This window comes from Magnetospirillum fulvum, assembly GCF_900108475.1.
Lineage (GTDB): Bacteria > Pseudomonadota > Alphaproteobacteria > Rhodospirillales > Magnetospirillaceae > Phaeospirillum > Phaeospirillum fulvum_A.
Genome location: NZ_FNWO01000011.1, coordinates 146802 through 161375, shown reverse-complemented (window position 1 = coordinate 161375; position 14574 = coordinate 146802). Strand labels below are relative to the sequence as shown.

General features: G+C 63.7%; 12 protein-coding genes. 1 reads left to right on the top strand and 11 read right to left on the bottom strand.

Annotation, left to right across the window (positions count from 1 at the left end; translation table 11 throughout):
- From BLW40_RS13390 to BLW40_RS13355, 8 genes are all read right to left on the bottom strand, one after another.
- Nucleotides 1–214 (bottom strand): DUF4372 domain-containing protein (locus tag BLW40_RS13390; RefSeq protein WP_139305554.1); only part of this gene is annotated, 214 nt, incomplete at its 3' end.
- Between the two features lie 71 nt (nucleotides 215–285).
- Nucleotides 286–1062 carry a hypothetical protein gene (locus BLW40_RS17450; protein ID WP_139305594.1) on the bottom strand — a complete coding sequence of 259 codons (777 nt, stop codon included), beginning with the start codon at nucleotides 1060–1062 and terminating at the stop codon, nucleotides 286–288.
- Nucleotides 1044–1364, bottom strand: a complete 321-nt coding sequence (locus BLW40_RS13380) for a hypothetical protein (RefSeq protein ID WP_139305593.1) — start codon at nucleotides 1362–1364, stop codon at nucleotides 1044–1046. The genes BLW40_RS17450 and BLW40_RS13380 overlap by 19 nt, the downstream gene beginning before the upstream one ends.
- A gap of 469 nt (nucleotides 1365–1833) precedes the next feature.
- Nucleotides 1834–3525: an AMP-binding protein gene (locus tag BLW40_RS13375; RefSeq protein WP_074769385.1), complete on the bottom strand. Its 1692-nt coding sequence runs from the start codon at nucleotides 3523–3525 to the stop codon at nucleotides 1834–1836.
- 51 nt (nucleotides 3526–3576) lie between these two features.
- Nucleotides 3577–6822, bottom strand: a complete 3246-nt coding sequence (gene icmF / locus BLW40_RS13370) for a fused isobutyryl-CoA mutase/GTPase IcmF (RefSeq protein WP_074769383.1) — start codon at nucleotides 6820–6822, stop codon at nucleotides 3577–3579.
- Nucleotides 6823–6941: 119 nt separating this feature from the next.
- Nucleotides 6942–8069 (bottom strand): acyl-CoA dehydrogenase family protein, encoded by a 1128-nt coding sequence (locus tag BLW40_RS13365; RefSeq protein ID WP_074769381.1) that lies wholly within the window; start codon nucleotides 8067–8069, stop codon nucleotides 6942–6944.
- A 1-nt stretch (nucleotide 8070) separates the two neighbouring features.
- Complete coding sequence (locus tag BLW40_RS13360; protein WP_074769379.1) at nucleotides 8071–9261, bottom strand: acetyl-CoA C-acyltransferase; 1191 nt, start codon at nucleotides 9259–9261, stop codon at nucleotides 8071–8073.
- A gap of 40 nt (nucleotides 9262–9301) precedes the next feature.
- The gene (locus tag BLW40_RS13355; RefSeq protein ID WP_074769377.1) at nucleotides 9302–10069 is read right to left on the bottom strand and encodes an SDR family NAD(P)-dependent oxidoreductase; all 768 of its coding nucleotides are present in this window, start codon (nucleotides 10067–10069) and stop codon (nucleotides 9302–9304) included.
- A 146-nt stretch (nucleotides 10070–10215) separates the two neighbouring features.
- Here BLW40_RS13355 and BLW40_RS13350 point away from each other — a divergent pair, with 146 nt between their 5' ends.
- Complete coding sequence (locus tag BLW40_RS13350) at nucleotides 10216–11241, top strand: AraC family transcriptional regulator (protein ID WP_074769375.1); 1026 nt, start codon at nucleotides 10216–10218, stop codon at nucleotides 11239–11241.
- 39 nt (nucleotides 11242–11280) lie between these two features.
- Here the strand turns inward: BLW40_RS13350 and BLW40_RS13345 are convergent, their stop codons facing one another.
- The 3 genes from BLW40_RS13345 to BLW40_RS13335 form a co-directional block, all read right to left on the bottom strand.
- On the bottom strand, nucleotides 11281–12069 hold the full coding sequence (locus BLW40_RS13345) for an enoyl-CoA hydratase (protein ID WP_074769373.1): 789 nt from the start codon (nucleotides 12067–12069) through the stop codon (nucleotides 11281–11283).
- An 84-nt stretch (nucleotides 12070–12153) separates the two neighbouring features.
- Entirely contained in the window at nucleotides 12154–12783 is a 630-nt protein-coding gene (locus tag BLW40_RS13340) for a response regulator transcription factor (RefSeq protein ID WP_170834579.1), read from the bottom strand.
- Nucleotides 12784–12961: 178 nt separating this feature from the next.
- Nucleotides 12962–13879, bottom strand: a complete 918-nt coding sequence (locus BLW40_RS13335) for a GGDEF domain-containing response regulator (protein ID WP_074769369.1) — start codon at nucleotides 13877–13879, stop codon at nucleotides 12962–12964.
- Between the last annotated feature and the right edge of the window lie 695 nt (nucleotides 13880–14574).

Genomic DNA, 14574 nt, shown 5'->3' with positions numbered 1-14574 from the left:
GGTAGAGACGGGCCGCGTGGCTCTCCAAGCCGCCGACGATCTCGCGGAGGCTGGTTGCTCCCGAAAGCTGGCCGTACAAAAGCGCGACAAACTGACTCTTCGTCGAAAGACGACGGACATGCTTGTCCGCCCTGTGCTCGCTGACCAGACGGTCGAACTCACCCCACGGAACATGCTTCAAAAGGTCGTGAAGAACGCTATTCTTGTGTCGCACGGTGTTGGCTCCAATTTCGTGTCCAGGAGACGCGCCAACGTCTGAACACGAGTAGAATCAACGCCGTGCACTTAGTCCAGAAATTTAAACCGGACAGCCGTGGCCGCCGTCGGACTGTCGCCGCTGGAGAAGGTGACGGTCCATTCACTGGTCGCGGCGGCGGCAGCCGGTTTGTCAGGCTCTGCTGCCTTGGCCTGGAACGGCTCCGGCATCGCTTGTTTCAATGCGGTCAACAGCTTGCCGAAATTTTCGGGATTGGCAAAGTCGGGGCAGAAATCCTCGAGGAAAGAGTTCTCCGTGTTGGTGTCATTTAGATTCTTGTTGGTATCTTGCCCTGCACTTGCGGCTGTTGCTGCGGCTGTTGCTGCGGCTGTTGCTGCGGTTGGTGCTGCGGCTGCTGCGGCTGCTGCGGCTGCTGCGGCTGCTGCGGCTGCTGCTTTGGCTTTGGCTTTGGCTATATCTATGGCGGCTTGGGTGGCCCCATATTTAGCGCAGGATACAAAGACCGTGTGCAGCAGACGCGGCAGGGAATAGGCGACGTAATTGCCAGAGATACTGGCGATTCCGGCCTTGTCGCCGTTTTCGGCCAGGATCAGCGTCGATAATACATCGCCATACTGGCTGAGGATCAGGGCGTATTCCTCTTTGTCGATCGCGCCGTTGGCATAGGCCTCGCAAGCCCGATAGGTCCCGTCGCGCAAGGCCTGGACCGCGACGGATCGTCCCGCCAATTGGCTGATCGCCTGAGTGGTCTGATGCTCTAACTGTACACCGATTGTGTCCTGGACAACGCCACCGGCGGAATTGGTGGTGTTGACTCCAAGCTTGCTCAGCAAGGAGATCGCCATCGCCGTATCCGGGCTCGGTTCGCTACAGACGATCCTTTGTTCCGTGTCGCTGTTTGAGTCTTGACCGTTATTTTTTCTTTTGGTTGATGCTTTCCGCTCTCTCTGACCCTCTTGCGTTCGATCACGGTGCGGACATCGGCGGTGGTGAAGGTGATCGTGCCGCCCTCGCCGAAATCCTTGCTGCGTGAATAGCCCTGCTGAACATTGTCTTCAAAGGCGACGCAGCCGGAAACCAGCAGCACCGCCACGACCATCGCGACCGGACTGGCGCGCCGGATCGCGTCCGTGAGTATCCGATTCATGATATCCCCCCCAACTCCCATGGTAGTTCCTATTGGAAACGATCATCTATCTGAGGGCGAATTTCAACGACTAAAGTTTGATCTAAATATGAAGTGGACTCGTATTGAGGGCTTTCTGTCGATGTGGCTTTTGGTCTTGGCGGACAATCTCTTTTTAGTTGCTGATGATCGCGACACGACACCACCCCGCTTCGGGGCGGGGTCGCATCGGTCTTGCGGGCAGCTCTTCGGGTGGGAAAATTAAAAGCCCCGCACGAGGGTGTGGCGTGCGGGGCTTGTGACTTTAGATCGGTCCGATCGGAGGGCGGGGAGTTCAAGCTCGCCTTTGGATCGGTTGGTCTTACCTGTCTGGTCAAGAAAACCATGACAGCAGACGGATTACCGCAGGATGGCGGCCGGATGAGATTTTTGTAATGATCCGAAAGTGCAGCCAGGCCCGCCTCCTGATCCGGCGGCGGGCCTGGTCGGATCACGCCATCGCGTCGGCGAAATCCTCCTCGAAATACTCGCCTTCGACCCGGATGCCCTGAAGACGGCGCTGTTCCTCGATCCGCTTCAGTTCGACGCGGCGGATCTTGCCCGAGATCGTTTTCGGCAAATCGGAAATCTCGATACGGCGAATCCGCTTGTAGGGGGCCAGCGTGGCGCTGATGTGCTTGAAGATCGACAGGGCCAGATCCTGGCTGGGCTGGTATCCGGCGCGCAGGACGATGAACGCCTTGGGCACGGCGAGGCGGAGCGGGTCGGGGCTGGGGACGATTGCGGCCTCGGCCACCGCTTCATGTTCGATCAGGGCACTTTCCAGTTCGAACGGGCTGATCCGGTAGTCCGACGCTTTGAACACGTCGTCAGTGCGGCCGACATAGGTGATGTAGCCATCGGCATCAATGCTGGCGACGTCGCCACAATGGTAATGACCGGCGCGCATCAGGCTGGCGGTTTTTTCCGGATCGTCCTTGTAGCCCAGCATCAGGCCGAGCGGACGCGGATCGAGCACCAGCGAGATTTCGCCTTCCCGCGTCGGCTGGTCCTCGGGATCGAGCAGGGCGACGCGATAGCCCGGCAGCGGGCGGCCCATCGAGCCTTCCTTGACCCGTTGCCCCGGCGGATTGCCGATCTGGCAGGTGGTCTCGGTCTGGCCATAGCCGTCGCGGATGGTGATGCCCCACGCCTTCTTGACCCGCTCGATCACCTCGGGGTTGAGCGGTTCGCCCGCGCCGACCAGTTCGCGCAATTTGACCGGATAGGCGGCAAGGTCTTCCTGGATCAGCATCCGCCACACCGTCGGCGGCGCACACATCGAGGTGACGCCGCAGCGGCTGATCGCGTCGAGCATGTTTTTGGCGCAGAAGCGGCCATAGGTATAGACGAACACCGTCGCCCCGGCGTTCCACGGCGCGAAGACGTTGGACCAGGCATGCTTGGCCCACCCGGCCGAACTGATATTGAGGTGGATGTCGCCCGGACGCAGCCCGATCCAGTACATCGTCGACAGGTGGCCGACCGGATAGGATTGGTAGGAATGGGCCACCAGCTTCGGCTTCGCCGTCGTGCCCGAAGTGAAGTACAGCAACAAGGTGTCGGTGACCCGGGTGGGCGCATCGGCGACGAAGCTGGCGCTGGCCAGGGCTGAGTCGCGGTAGTTGACCCAGCCGTCACGGTCCTCGCCCACCACGATGCGGGTGAAGTCGGCGTCGAGATGCTCGAACTTCGCGGTGTCGGCCGCGCCGACGACGACGTGGCGGACGCCGCCGCGCTCGAACCGGTCTTTCAGATCGTCGGCGACCAGCAAGGTGGTGGCGGGGATGATCACCGCGCCCAGCTTCATGCAGGCCAGCATCGTTTCCCACAGCGGCACGACGTTGTTGAGCATCAGCAGCACCACCTCGCCGCGTCCGACGCCCTGGGCGCGCAGGAAATTGGCGACGCGGTTCGAGCGTTCAGACATCTGGGCGAAGGACAGCCGGGTCTCGCCCCCGTCATCGACCAGCCACAACGCGGTGGCGTGGTTGTCCTTGGCCATGTCGTCGAAATAATCGAGTGCCCAATTGAAGTCGGTCAGGACAGGCCATTTGAAATCGCGATAGGCGGTGTCGTAATCGCTGCGATTGGCGACGAGAAAGTCGCGGGCCTTCAGGAACTCGTTAAGGTCTTTGGACATGGAACCTCCCTGGTCTTATTCGATATCAGACGGAGCGTTTTTGCTCTCTTGTCACATGTTCCGCCGGTACTGGCCGCCGACGTCGTACAGCGCGCCGGTGATCTGACCCAGCGAGCAATGGCGGACGGCGTCGATCAGGACGGCGAAGATATTGTCGTTCTGGATCGCCGCCTGTTGCAGCCGCGCCAGCCAGAGCGGGGCGGAATCGGCATGGCGGCGGTGGAAATCGCGCAGGCGGGTCAACTGGCTCTGCTTCTCGTCGTCGCTCGAGCGTTGCAGCACGATCTCGCGCTCCTCGCCCGGATTGGGATTGAGGAAGGTGTTGACCCCGACGATGGGGAAGCTGCCATCGTGCTTCTTGTGCTCGTAATAAAGCGATTCGTCCTGGATACGGCCGCGCTGATAGCCGGTTTCCATCGCTCCCAGCACGCCGCCGCGCTCGGCGATCCGGTCGAATTCGAGCAGCACCGCCTCTTCGACCAGATCGGTCAATTGTTCGAGGAAGAACGAGCCCTGGTTGGGGTTCTCGTTGTTGGCCACCCCCCATTCGCGGTTGATAATCAACTGGATCGCCATCGCCCGCCGGACGGAGTCCGGCGTCGGCGTGGTGTAGGCCTCGTCATGGGCGTTGGAGTGGAGCGAATTGCAATTGTCGTAGACCGCGATCAACGCCTGCAAGGTGGTGCGGATGTCGTTGAAATCGACTTCCTGGGCGTGGAGCGAACGGCCCGAGGTCTGGATGTGGTATTTCAGCTTCTGCGACCGCTCGTTGGCGCCATAACGGTCGCGCATCGCTACCGCCCAGATCCGCCGCGCCACCCGGCCGATCACCGAATATTCCGGGTCCATCCCGTTCGAGAAGAAGAACGACAGGTTGGGGGCGAAATCGTCGATCGCCATGCCGCGGGCCAGATAGGTCTCGACATAGGTGAAGCCGTTGGCCAGCGTGAAGGCCAGTTGCGAGATCGGGTTCGCCCCGGCTTCGGCGATGTGATAGCCCGAGATCGACACCGAATAGAAATTGCGCACCTTGTTGCGGACGAAATAATCCTGGATGTCGCCCATCAGCTTTAAGGCGAAATCGGTCGAGAAGATGCAGGTGTTCTGGCCCTGATCCTCTTTCAGGATGTCGGCCTGGACGGTGCCGCGCACGGTTTGCAGCGTCCGGGCGCGGAGTTCGGCTTCTTCGTCGGGGCGGGGCGGGCGTCCGGTTTCGGCCTCGAACCGCTCGATCTGCTGGTCGATCGCGGTGTTGAAGAACAAGGCCAGGATCACCGGGGCCGGGCCGTTGATCGTCATCGACACCGAGGTGGTGGGCGAACAGAGGTCGAAGCCGGAATACAGCACCTTCATGTCGTCCAGCGTCGCGATCGAAACGCCGGAATTGCCGATCTTGCCATAGATGTCTGGGCGTTCGTCGGGGTCGCAGCCATACAGCGTCACCGAATCGAACGCGGTCGATAGCCGGGTCGCCGGGCTGTCCTGCGACAGGAGCTTGAAGCGGGCATTGGTGCGAAAAGCGTCGCCTTCGCCCGCGAACATCCGGGTCGGGTCTTCGTTCTCGCGCTTGAAGGGGAACACTCCGGCGGTAAACGGGAAGAAGCCGGGCAGATTCTCGCGAAACAGCCAGCGCAGCAACTCGCCGTGATCCCGATAGGGCGGCAGCGCCACCTTGCGGATTTTGCTGCCCGACAGCGAGGTGACGACCAGCGCGGTGCGGCTCTCGCGGTCGCGCACCCTCACCACCTGTTCGTCGCCGGCATAGCTGTCCACCACCTGGGGCCAAGTCTCCAGCAAGGCGCGGGCGGCGGGGCTCTGCTGGGCCTCGCGCTGGGCGATCAGGGCGTCGATCTCGGCGACGGAGACGCCGCAGGCGGCATCCAGCATCCGGTGGGTCGCGGCAAGCTGCTGGCATTCGCGGGCCAGTTCGCTCTGGCGCGCGGACTCGGCGTGATAGGCGCGCAAAGTCGCGGCGATTTCGGCCAGATAGCGGACCCGGCCGGGCGGCACGATCGCGGTGGCGGCGGTCGAGGCGCGTCCGCTCGGGCGGGGCAGGGTGGTGACCCCCAGCGTGAAGCCCCGCTCCGCCAGCATGTCGCGCAGCCCGTGATAGAGCGCGGTGACGCCGTCGTCGTTGAAGCGGGAGGCGACGGTGCCATAGACCGGCATCGCCTCGGCGGGGACGGCAAAGGCGGTGCGGTTGCGCTGGACCTGCTTGCGGACGTCGCGCAGGGCGTCCTCGCCGCCCTTGCGGTCGAACTTGTTGATCGCGACCAGATCGGCATGATCCAGCATGTCGATCTTTTCCAACTGACTGGCGGCGCCGAATTCCGGGGTCATCACATACAGCGCCAGATCGCCCAGCCCGGCGACGGCGGAATCCGCCTGACCGATGCCGGGGGTCTCGACGATCACCAGATCGAAACCGGCGGCCCGGCACAAATCGACAATCGCCGGAGCATGGGACGGGATTTCGCTGCCCGACGAGCGGGTGGCGAGCGAGCGCATGTAGATCGGGCCGTTGACCGCATTCATCCGGATGCGGTCGCCCAACAGCGCGCCCCCGGTCCGCCGCCGCGACGGGTCGATCGCAATCACCGCGATCTTGAAGTCCGGGCAATCAATGCGGAAGCGGCGGATCAGTTCGTCGGTCAACGAGGATTTGCCCGCCCCGCCGGTGCCGGTGATCCCCACCACCGGAACCGGTCTGGCCTGAGCCGCCTGGGCGATCGCCGCGCGCAGCGCCGGGCCGACATGGCCGTTCTCCAGGCCCGAGATCAGCCGGGCCAGGGTGCGGCGGTCGGGGGTGTCGATCCCGTCCAGGCTGGCGGGCTGATCGGCGGAGACGTCGAAATCGGCACGGCGCACCACGTCGGCGATCATTCCTTCCAATCCCAGGCGCTGACCGTCCTCGGGGGAGTAGATCCGCTCGATCCCATAGGCTTCGAGTTCGCGGATTTCGTGGGCGACGATGACCCCGCCGCCGCCGCCGAACACCTTGATGTGACCGGCCCCGCGCTGGCGCAGCAGATCGACCATGTATTTGAAGAATTCGAGATGGCCGCCCTGGTACGAACTGATTGCAATACCCTGGACGTCTTCGTGAATCGCAGCGGTGACGATATCCTCGACCGAGCGGTTATGGCCGAGATGGACGACTTCGACCCCGTTTTGTTGCAGCAGCCGCCGCATGATGTTGATTGCCGCGTCGTGGCCGTCAAACAGACTGGTGGCGGTGACAAAGCGGATTTTGTTGGCGGGCGTGACGCCGACCTGAAGTTCGTTTCCGTCGGGCATGAGCCGTCCCCCCTTATTGCTTTGTTGGGTGAAGCGTAGCGGGTTCAATGGTTGGGTTGCGATGTCGAAACCACCCATTATGGTTGAGCGGTTTTGCCATCTTGCACTGCGGCGACGGGCTAGAGAGAGCGGGCGATCAGCATCCGCTGGATTTCGCTGGCCCCTTCGTAGATCTGGCAGACGCGGACGTCGCGATAGATCCGCTCGACCGGGAAATCCTTGAGATAGCCATAGCCGCCCAGCACCTGAATCGCCGACGAGGCGACGTTTTCGGCCATCTCCGAGGCGAACAGCTTCGCCATCGACGCCTCGGTCAGGCAGGGCTGGCCGTGATCGCGCAGATCGGCGGCATGAAGCACCATCAGCCGGGCGGCGGCGATCCGGGTCGCCATGTCGGCCAGCCGGAAGGCGATCGCCTGATGCTCGATCAGCGGCTGGCCGAAGGTGACGCGGTCGCGGGCATAGGCGCGCGCGCAATCCAGCGCCGCCTGGGCCATGCCGACGCATTGGGCGGCGATGCCGATCCGGCCGCCTTCGAGGTTCGACAGGGCGATCTTGTAGCCCTGGCCCTCTTCGCCCAGGCGCAAGGCGGCGGGCAGGCGCAGATCCTCGAACACCACCTGACAGGTGTCCGAGGCGTGCTGCCCCATCTTGTCCTCGACCCGGGCGACGCTATAGCCCGGCCGATCGGTCGGAACGATGAAGCCGGTGATGCCCTTTTTCCCGGCGGCGGGGTCGGTGACGGCAAAGGCGATCAGCACCTGAGCCGAGCGGCCCGAGGTGACGAATTGCTTGGTGCCGTTCAGCACGTAATGATCGCCGTCCCGCACCGCCCGCACCTTCAGCGCCGCCGCCTCCGAGCCCGCCTGCGGTTCGGTCAGGGCGAACGCCCCCAGCCATTCGCCGCTGGCCATCCGGGGCAGGAAGTCGCGCTTTTGCTCCGGGGTGCCGAATTTGTAGAGCGGCATGCAGGCGACCGAATTGTGAACGCTCATCACCGTCGAGAGCGCGCCGCATCCGGCGGCGATTTCCTCCAGCGCCATCGCATAGGCGACGTGGCCGGTGGCGCTGCCGCCAACCTCTTCGGGCAACAGCATGCCGAGAAAGCCAAGCTCGCCCATTTCGGCCAGGGCCTCGCGGGGGAAGCGGGCCTCGCGGTCCCACGCCTCGGCATGGGGGGCGAGACACTCGCGGGCAAAGGCGCGCGCGGTGTCGCGGATCAGAACCTGCTCTTCGGTGGGGATCATCTCAGAGCATCTCCACCGCGAGCGCGGTGGCTTCGCCGCCACCGATGCAGAGAGCGGCGATTCCCCGCTTCAGACCGTGCGTTTGCAGCGCCGCCAGCAGGGTCGCGACGATCCGCGCTCCCGACGCTCCGATGGGGTGGCCCAGCGCGCAGGCCCCGCCATGGATGTTGACCGCCTCCTCATCCAGGCCAAGATCGCGGATCGCCGCCATCGTCACCACCGCGAAGGCTTCGTTGATCTCGAACAGATCGACCTGATCCTTGCTCCAGCCGACCCGGTCCAGCAGCGTCGTGATCGCCCCGATCGGCGCGGTGGTGAACAGGCTGGGCTGTTGGGCGTGGGTGGCGTGGCCGCGAATCGCGGCCAACGGGCGCAGCCCCAGCGCCTCGGCCTGGGACCGGCGCATCAGGGTCAGCGCGGCGGCCCCGTCCGAGATCGAACTGGAATTGGCCGGGGTAACGGTGCCGCCGTCGCGAAAGGCCGGTTTCAGCGTCGGAATCTTGTCGGGATTGGCCTTGCCCGGCTGTTCGTCGGTGTCGATTGTCCGCTCGGTCTTGCCCGCCTTGACCGTGACCGGAACGATCTCGGCGGCGAAGGCGCCCCCGGCGATCGCGGCGCGGGCGCGGCTCAGCGAGGTCAGTGCCCAGCGATCCTGGGCCTCGCGGGTGAAGCCATAGGCGTCGGCGCATTCCTCGGCATAGGTTCCCATCAGACGGCCCTTGTCGTAGGCGTCCTCCAGCCCGTCGAGGAACATGTGGTCGAGCACCCTTCCATGGCCGATCCGATAGCCGCTTCTGGCCCGGTCGAGCAGATAGGGCGCGTTGCTCATGCTTTCCATGCCGCCCGCCACCATCACCTTGGCGCTTCCGGCCAGGATCGCGTCATGGGCCAGCATCGCCGCCTTCATTCCCGACCCGCACATCTTGTTGACGGTGGTGCAGCCGACCGAGAGCGGCAGACCGGCCCCCAATGCCGCCTGCCGGGCCGGGGCCTGCCCCTGACCGGCGGGCAGCACGCAGCCCATGATCACCTCGTCGATCTGGTCGGGGCGCAACCCGGCCCGCGACACGGCGGCTCCGATGACGGTGGCCCCCAGCGTCGGGGCGGCGATATCGCGCAAATCGCCCTGAAAGCCGCCTTGGGGGGTGCGGACGGCGCTGACGATGACGACGGGGTCGGGGGTGCTGTTCATGACGGTGGTCTCCCGATTGTTTTTTTGATGTTCTTTTTGATTATTTGGCGGCCATGCGGATGGCGCCGTCGAGGCGGATCACCTCGCCGTTCAACATCACGTTGCCGATGATGGCGCGGCACAGATCGGCGAATTCGGCCGGATCGCCCAGGCGGGAGGGGAAGGGAACCAGTCGCCCCAGCGAGTCCTGCACCTCTTGCGGCATCGCCTGGACCATCGGGGTGGCGAAGATGCCGGGTGCGATCGTCATCACCCGGATGCCGTGGCGGGCCAGTTCGCGGGCGATCGGCAGGGTCATTCCGATCACGCCGCCTTTCGAGGCGGCATAGGCGGCCTGTCCGATCTGGCCGTCGAAGGCGGCGATCGAGGCGGTGTTGATGATCACCCCGCGTTCGCCCTGCTCGTTGGGCTCGCCCGCGCTGATCGCGGCGGCGGCCAGCCGCACCATGTTGAAGGTGCCGATCAGATTGACCGAGACGGCGCGCGAGAAGGTTTCCAGGGCGTGGGGGCCATCGCGGCCGACCACCTTTTCCCCCGGACAGATTCCGGCGCAATTGATCAGGCCGTGCAGCCCGCCGAACGCGACGCGGGCGGTCTCGATCGCTCTGGCGGCGCTGGCTTCGTCGGCGACGTCGGTGGTGACGAAACGGGCGGCGTCGCCCAAGGCGGCGGCAATCGCGGTTCCGGCGGCGGCGTTGATGTCGGCGATCACGACGCGGCCGCCCCCTGCGACGATCATTCGCGCCGCCGCCGCGCCCAGGCCCGATCCGCCCCCGGTGACGATAAAGACTGAGTCTCTGATCCGCATTGCCTGTCGCCCTCCTCGCACGTTGGAGGCGAAGGGTAGCGAAGCCCGACCGTCCGGGCGATGTCGCCAGAGTTCAGAGTCCCTGACAGTTTTTACGTCTTGGGATAGTCTGCGACGGTTGCAACGCCTGGACGCGGCCGGGGGGTATGGAAAAGGGCACCATCTCGATCTCGTTCGTCGATGCCGTTCTCGACGGAGTCCGCCGTCGCGGCTTCGACGCCGACGAAATGCTGGAACAGGTCGGGCTGTCGCCCGCTTTGCTGTCGCATCCCCATGCCCGGGTATCGTCCGACACCTACACCATGGTGCTGCGGCTGATCGCCCAAGTACTCGACGACGAGTTCTTCGGCCAGGATTCGCGGCGGGTGAAGATCGGCAGCTTTGCGATGATGTGCCATTGCGTGATCGCCTGCCGTACCCTGGACAAGGCGCTGGGGCGGGCCTTGCGCTTTTTCGATCTCGGGCTGGACGATCTGCGCGGGACACTGTCGGTCCTCGACGGACAGGCGCGGCTGACGCTGATCGAGCGCGAGCCCGACGCCCCCGCCCGAATCTTCGCCCACGAGACTCTGCTGATGTTCGTGCACCGGCTGGCCTGCTGGCTGGTCAACCGGCGCATTCCGCTGCTATGGGCCGGGTTCCGCTATCCCCAGCCGCCCCAGGTCGAGGAATACCGGCTGATGTTCAGCGCCGATCTGCGGTTTGACCAGCCCGCGACGACGGTCGCCTTCGAGCCCCGTTATCTGGCGCTGCCGGTGGTGCGGACGGCGCAATCGCTGAAAGCGTTCCTGGCCGTCGCACCCGAAAACCTGCTGGTCCAGTACAAGGACGGGTCGTCGCTGGCGATGCAGATCCAGCGCCGCCTGCGCGCCTTGCCGCCGGGCGAGTGGCCCGGTTTCGACGAGATTGCCGGGGACATGCGGCTATCGGTTTCGACCTTGCGGCGGCGGATGGAGGCGGAGGGGCAGTCCTATCAGGCGATCAAGGACCAATTGCGCCGCGACATGGCGATCAATCTGCTGTCCGACACCAAACTCAGCGTGATGGACATCGCCGCCGAACTGGGCTTTGCCGAGACCAGCGCCTTTCACCGCGCCTTCAAGAAATGGACCGGGGCCAATCCCGGCGAATACCGCCGCACCGTCCGCGCTCCGCCGCCGCCCGGCGCATGAGGGCGAAAGGGGATCGGTTTCGATCCCCGGAAAACTCTCTCAATCCTCCCGCCACACCGGCGGGCGCTTGGACAGGAAGGCGTCGATCCCCTCGGCGGCGTCGGCGGCCAGCATGTTTTCCGTCATCACCCGGGCGGCATAGGCATAGGCTTCGTCCAGCCCCATCTCGGCCTGACGGTAGAACGCCTCCTTGCCGGTCTTGACCGTAAACGACGATTTCGCCGCGATCAGCGCCGCAATCTCGGCGGTAACCGTGTCCAGCGTCTCGGACGGAACAGCGCGGTTGATCAGCCCCCAGCGCTCGGCGGTGGCGGCGTCGATCGGATGGCCGGTCAGCAGCATCTCCATCGCCGCCTTGCGCCCGATCCCCCGGCTGAGCGCGACCATCGGGGTCGAACAGAACAGCCCGATATTGACGCCGGGGGTGGCGAAGCGGGCGGTGTCGGCGGCAAAGGCCAGATCGCACGACGCCACCAACTGGCAGCCAGCGGCGGTGGCCATTGCGTGAACCTTGGCGATTACCGGCTGGGGCTGGCGGACGATCGCGGTCATGACGCGGACGCATTGATCGAACACCGAGGCCACCGCCTCGCGACCGCGCAGCCCGTGCATCTCCTTCAGATCGTGACCGGAACAGAAAGCGGGGCCGTTTGCCGCCAGCACGACCGCCTTGACCGTCGGATCGGCGGCGAGACGGGCCAGCGCCGCCTCCAACTCGCTCATCAGCGCGACCGACAGGGCGTTGCGCGCCGCCGGGCGGTTCAGGGTCAGCGTCGCGACCCCTCCGCTTTGTCCGCTCAGCAAGATCGCCTCGGATCCCGTCTCCATCGCCGTACCCTCCGCTCCGGTTGCATTCGGTCTACGATGCCATGCCGCCAGTGCGCGCGAAAGTGCCTTGGGGGCGGATGCCCGTCAGGTGAGGACCGGGGCAAGTGGAACGGTCAGGTCGATCAGGGTTTTCAGCGAGGTCGCCCCGAATTTGTCGTAGACGTGGCCCCGGTGGGTTTCGACGGTGCGGACGCTGATTCCCAGTTGCAGGGCGATCTCCTTGCTCGACATCCCCTTGGTCAACAGCCAGAAGACGTCGCTTTCGCGCGGGGTCAGGCGGCGGTATTTCTCGATTGCGTCCTTGGCCGGAACGAAGCGCTGGCGATACGAGCGGTGCAGGTGGCAGGCCTGCTTCACCACCGACAGAAGCTGGTGGCAATCGACCGGCTTGCCGATCCAGGCTTGCGCCCCCGACTGGATGGCACGGACCACCGGCGGGATGTTGCTTTCGTCCGACATCACCACGACCGGGGCGTCATGTCCCTGCCTGCGGGCGTGGCCGAGGAAATCGGGTCCGATCTTAAGGTCGAGCAGGATGCAGCCGACCGCCAGGGCGTCGTGCCCGTCGATGAAGCCGTCGCCTCCGGCATAGGCGTGAACGTCGTAGCCGTTGTGCAACAGCGCCTCGGCGATCCGGTCGCGGCAGGCGGGATCGGCGTCGATCAGGGCAACGATGAAGCGGGGGGGCAATTCCACCACGTTCCCTTTCCGCATGATGACCGCCATCGCTGCCGTGGTGTTCGCCACAAGACAGGAGAGCGGCCGCACATCCCCTCAATGCGGGCCGCCATCAGGGAAGAGTCTAATCCAATAGTTTAATGAATTGGAGCAAAAGATTAGGGGCTGCCGTCTGTCCGGGCCGCCGCGGCGGCGGCGTCCGCCCGGTCGCAGGTCAGGATTTGGACCAATACAGGACGGGGTGATGGGGCGGACGCGCCTTCTTCCTGGATTTTTTCTCGTACATCCGCTTGTCGGCGATCTGGAGCAGGTCGGAAATCTCGCGGGAATCGTCGGGGTAGATCGCGCTTCCGCAACTGATGTCGATGCGGATGTCGATCCCGTTGATCTGATAGGGGGTCTGAACTACCGCTCGGTTCAGTTTGCGTTCGATCATCGAGATGCTGTTGCTGGCGTTGACATGCATCAGCAACGCGACGAATTCGTCGCCGCCGATCCGGGCGACGACGTCGCTTTCGCGCATCTGCCCGACGATCCGCGTCGCGACCTGATTGAGCAGGCGGTCGCCCAAGGCGTGTCCATGGGTGTCGTTGATCGCTTTTAGCCCATCGACGTCCATGAACAGGACTGCGGCCCGTTCCTGGCCCCGTTTCGCCTGATTGAGCAAAGTCTGCGCCTGTTCGTCGAACAGATTACGGTTGCCGATCCCGGTCAGGGGGTCGCGCAACGCCGAAATCCGCAACTCGAATTCCTTGCATTTGCGGAACATCGCATAGGCGATCGCCTTAACCAGATCGAACGAATCGATTCTGTTTTTGACGATGAAATCGACCGCTCCCTTTTGCAGGGCGGCAAACGCCCAATCCTTGCGGGGATAATCGCTGAGAACGATAATTGCGGTCCGATTGGCCGTTGGACCGTAAAAGTCGAACAGTTCGAAGTGATCGTCGGTGACAATGTCATAAGAAAGAAGGGCGACATCGAAAGATTTCGTTTTCAGCGCAGCCGATGCCTCGGCCGCAGAGGTCCGCGACACGATCTTGCACGTCGTGACGGTACTCACCGTCAGGATCGAGGTAAGCCTCTCGATGAACCTGGGATCGCCGTCCGCGAGAAGTAATCTGATCGTCATTGCGCCACTCTTGTTCGTCAAACGGCCACCCGGACCGGGGGACGACCCGCCCTTTGCCAGATTGGCGCGCGATCGGTCAGGTCAAGGAGCCAGTCTCGCAAATCGGGGCGCGATCTGCATCACCTAAACAGATGATGGAGGTGCTGAACCAGCGTATTTCGGATTGTACTTAATGTTGCGGTATGTCCCTGAGCAAGAACATCAGTGGGGCTGTTGACCCGCGATGGTGTGTCATTGCGTAGTCTCTACGTATTTACGCCTGGAAAGGGTGGTAGTACTTAGCCATAGGGCAAACGGATAGTAGGGGGAATGGAACGGGAAAGCAGAAACAAGGTTTGGCAGGACGGCGGGGTGAACAGAATTGGTCGATGCTGGCGGGGGAACCATGGACCATGGCGGCATCACGGTTGCCGATATGGAAAGAATTCTTGATTTAGTCGATCTGTGCTATTCATCGGCAACCGATGGAAACAGGTGGGGCTGCTTTCTTGATCGTTTGGGCGCGATGTTCGACGCCCCGATGCGGCATATCCTTTTGGTCGATGCCAGCAATCGACAAATAAAATACACTGTGTCCAGAAATATCGACAGTAAAACGCAAAGATTGTGGGCAAAAACTATTGCCCAGACTCAGGGCGAGTGGGCTTTATCGTCTTTTCCGCTCCCGCTTCGGCGCGAAACCGACGCGGACCAGG

Excerpts from the sequence above, each read along its gene's own strand:
- BLW40_RS17450 (WP_139305594.1), bottom strand. The coding sequence starts at position 1,062 with ATGGCGATCTCCTTGCTGAGCAAGCTTGGAGTCAACACCACCAATTCC.
- BLW40_RS13380 (WP_139305593.1), bottom strand. The coding sequence starts at position 1,364 with ATGAATCGGATACTCACGGACGCGATCCGGCGCGCCAGTCCGGTCGCG.
- BLW40_RS13375 (WP_074769385.1), bottom strand. The coding sequence starts at position 3,525 with ATGTCCAAAGACCTTAACGAGTTCCTGAAGGCCCGCGACTTTCTCGTC.
- icmF (WP_074769383.1), bottom strand. The coding sequence starts at position 6,822 with ATGCCCGACGGAAACGAACTTCAGGTCGGCGTCACGCCCGCCAACAAA.
- BLW40_RS13365 (WP_074769381.1), bottom strand. The coding sequence starts at position 8,069 with ATGATCCCCACCGAAGAGCAGGTTCTGATCCGCGACACCGCGCGCGCC.
- BLW40_RS13360 (WP_074769379.1), bottom strand. The coding sequence starts at position 9,261 with ATGAACAGCACCCCCGACCCCGTCGTCATCGTCAGCGCCGTCCGCACC.
- BLW40_RS13355 (WP_074769377.1), bottom strand. The coding sequence starts at position 10,069 with ATGCGGATCAGAGACTCAGTCTTTATCGTCACCGGGGGCGGATCGGGC.
- BLW40_RS13350 (WP_074769375.1), top strand. The coding sequence starts at position 10,216 with ATGGAAAAGGGCACCATCTCGATCTCGTTCGTCGATGCCGTTCTCGAC.
- BLW40_RS13345 (WP_074769373.1), bottom strand. The coding sequence starts at position 12,069 with ATGGAGACGGGATCCGAGGCGATCTTGCTGAGCGGACAAAGCGGAGGG.
- BLW40_RS13340 (WP_170834579.1), bottom strand. The coding sequence starts at position 12,783 with ATGCGGAAAGGGAACGTGGTGGAATTGCCCCCCCGCTTCATCGTTGCC.
- BLW40_RS13335 (WP_074769369.1), bottom strand. The coding sequence starts at position 13,879 with ATGACGATCAGATTACTTCTCGCGGACGGCGATCCCAGGTTCATCGAG.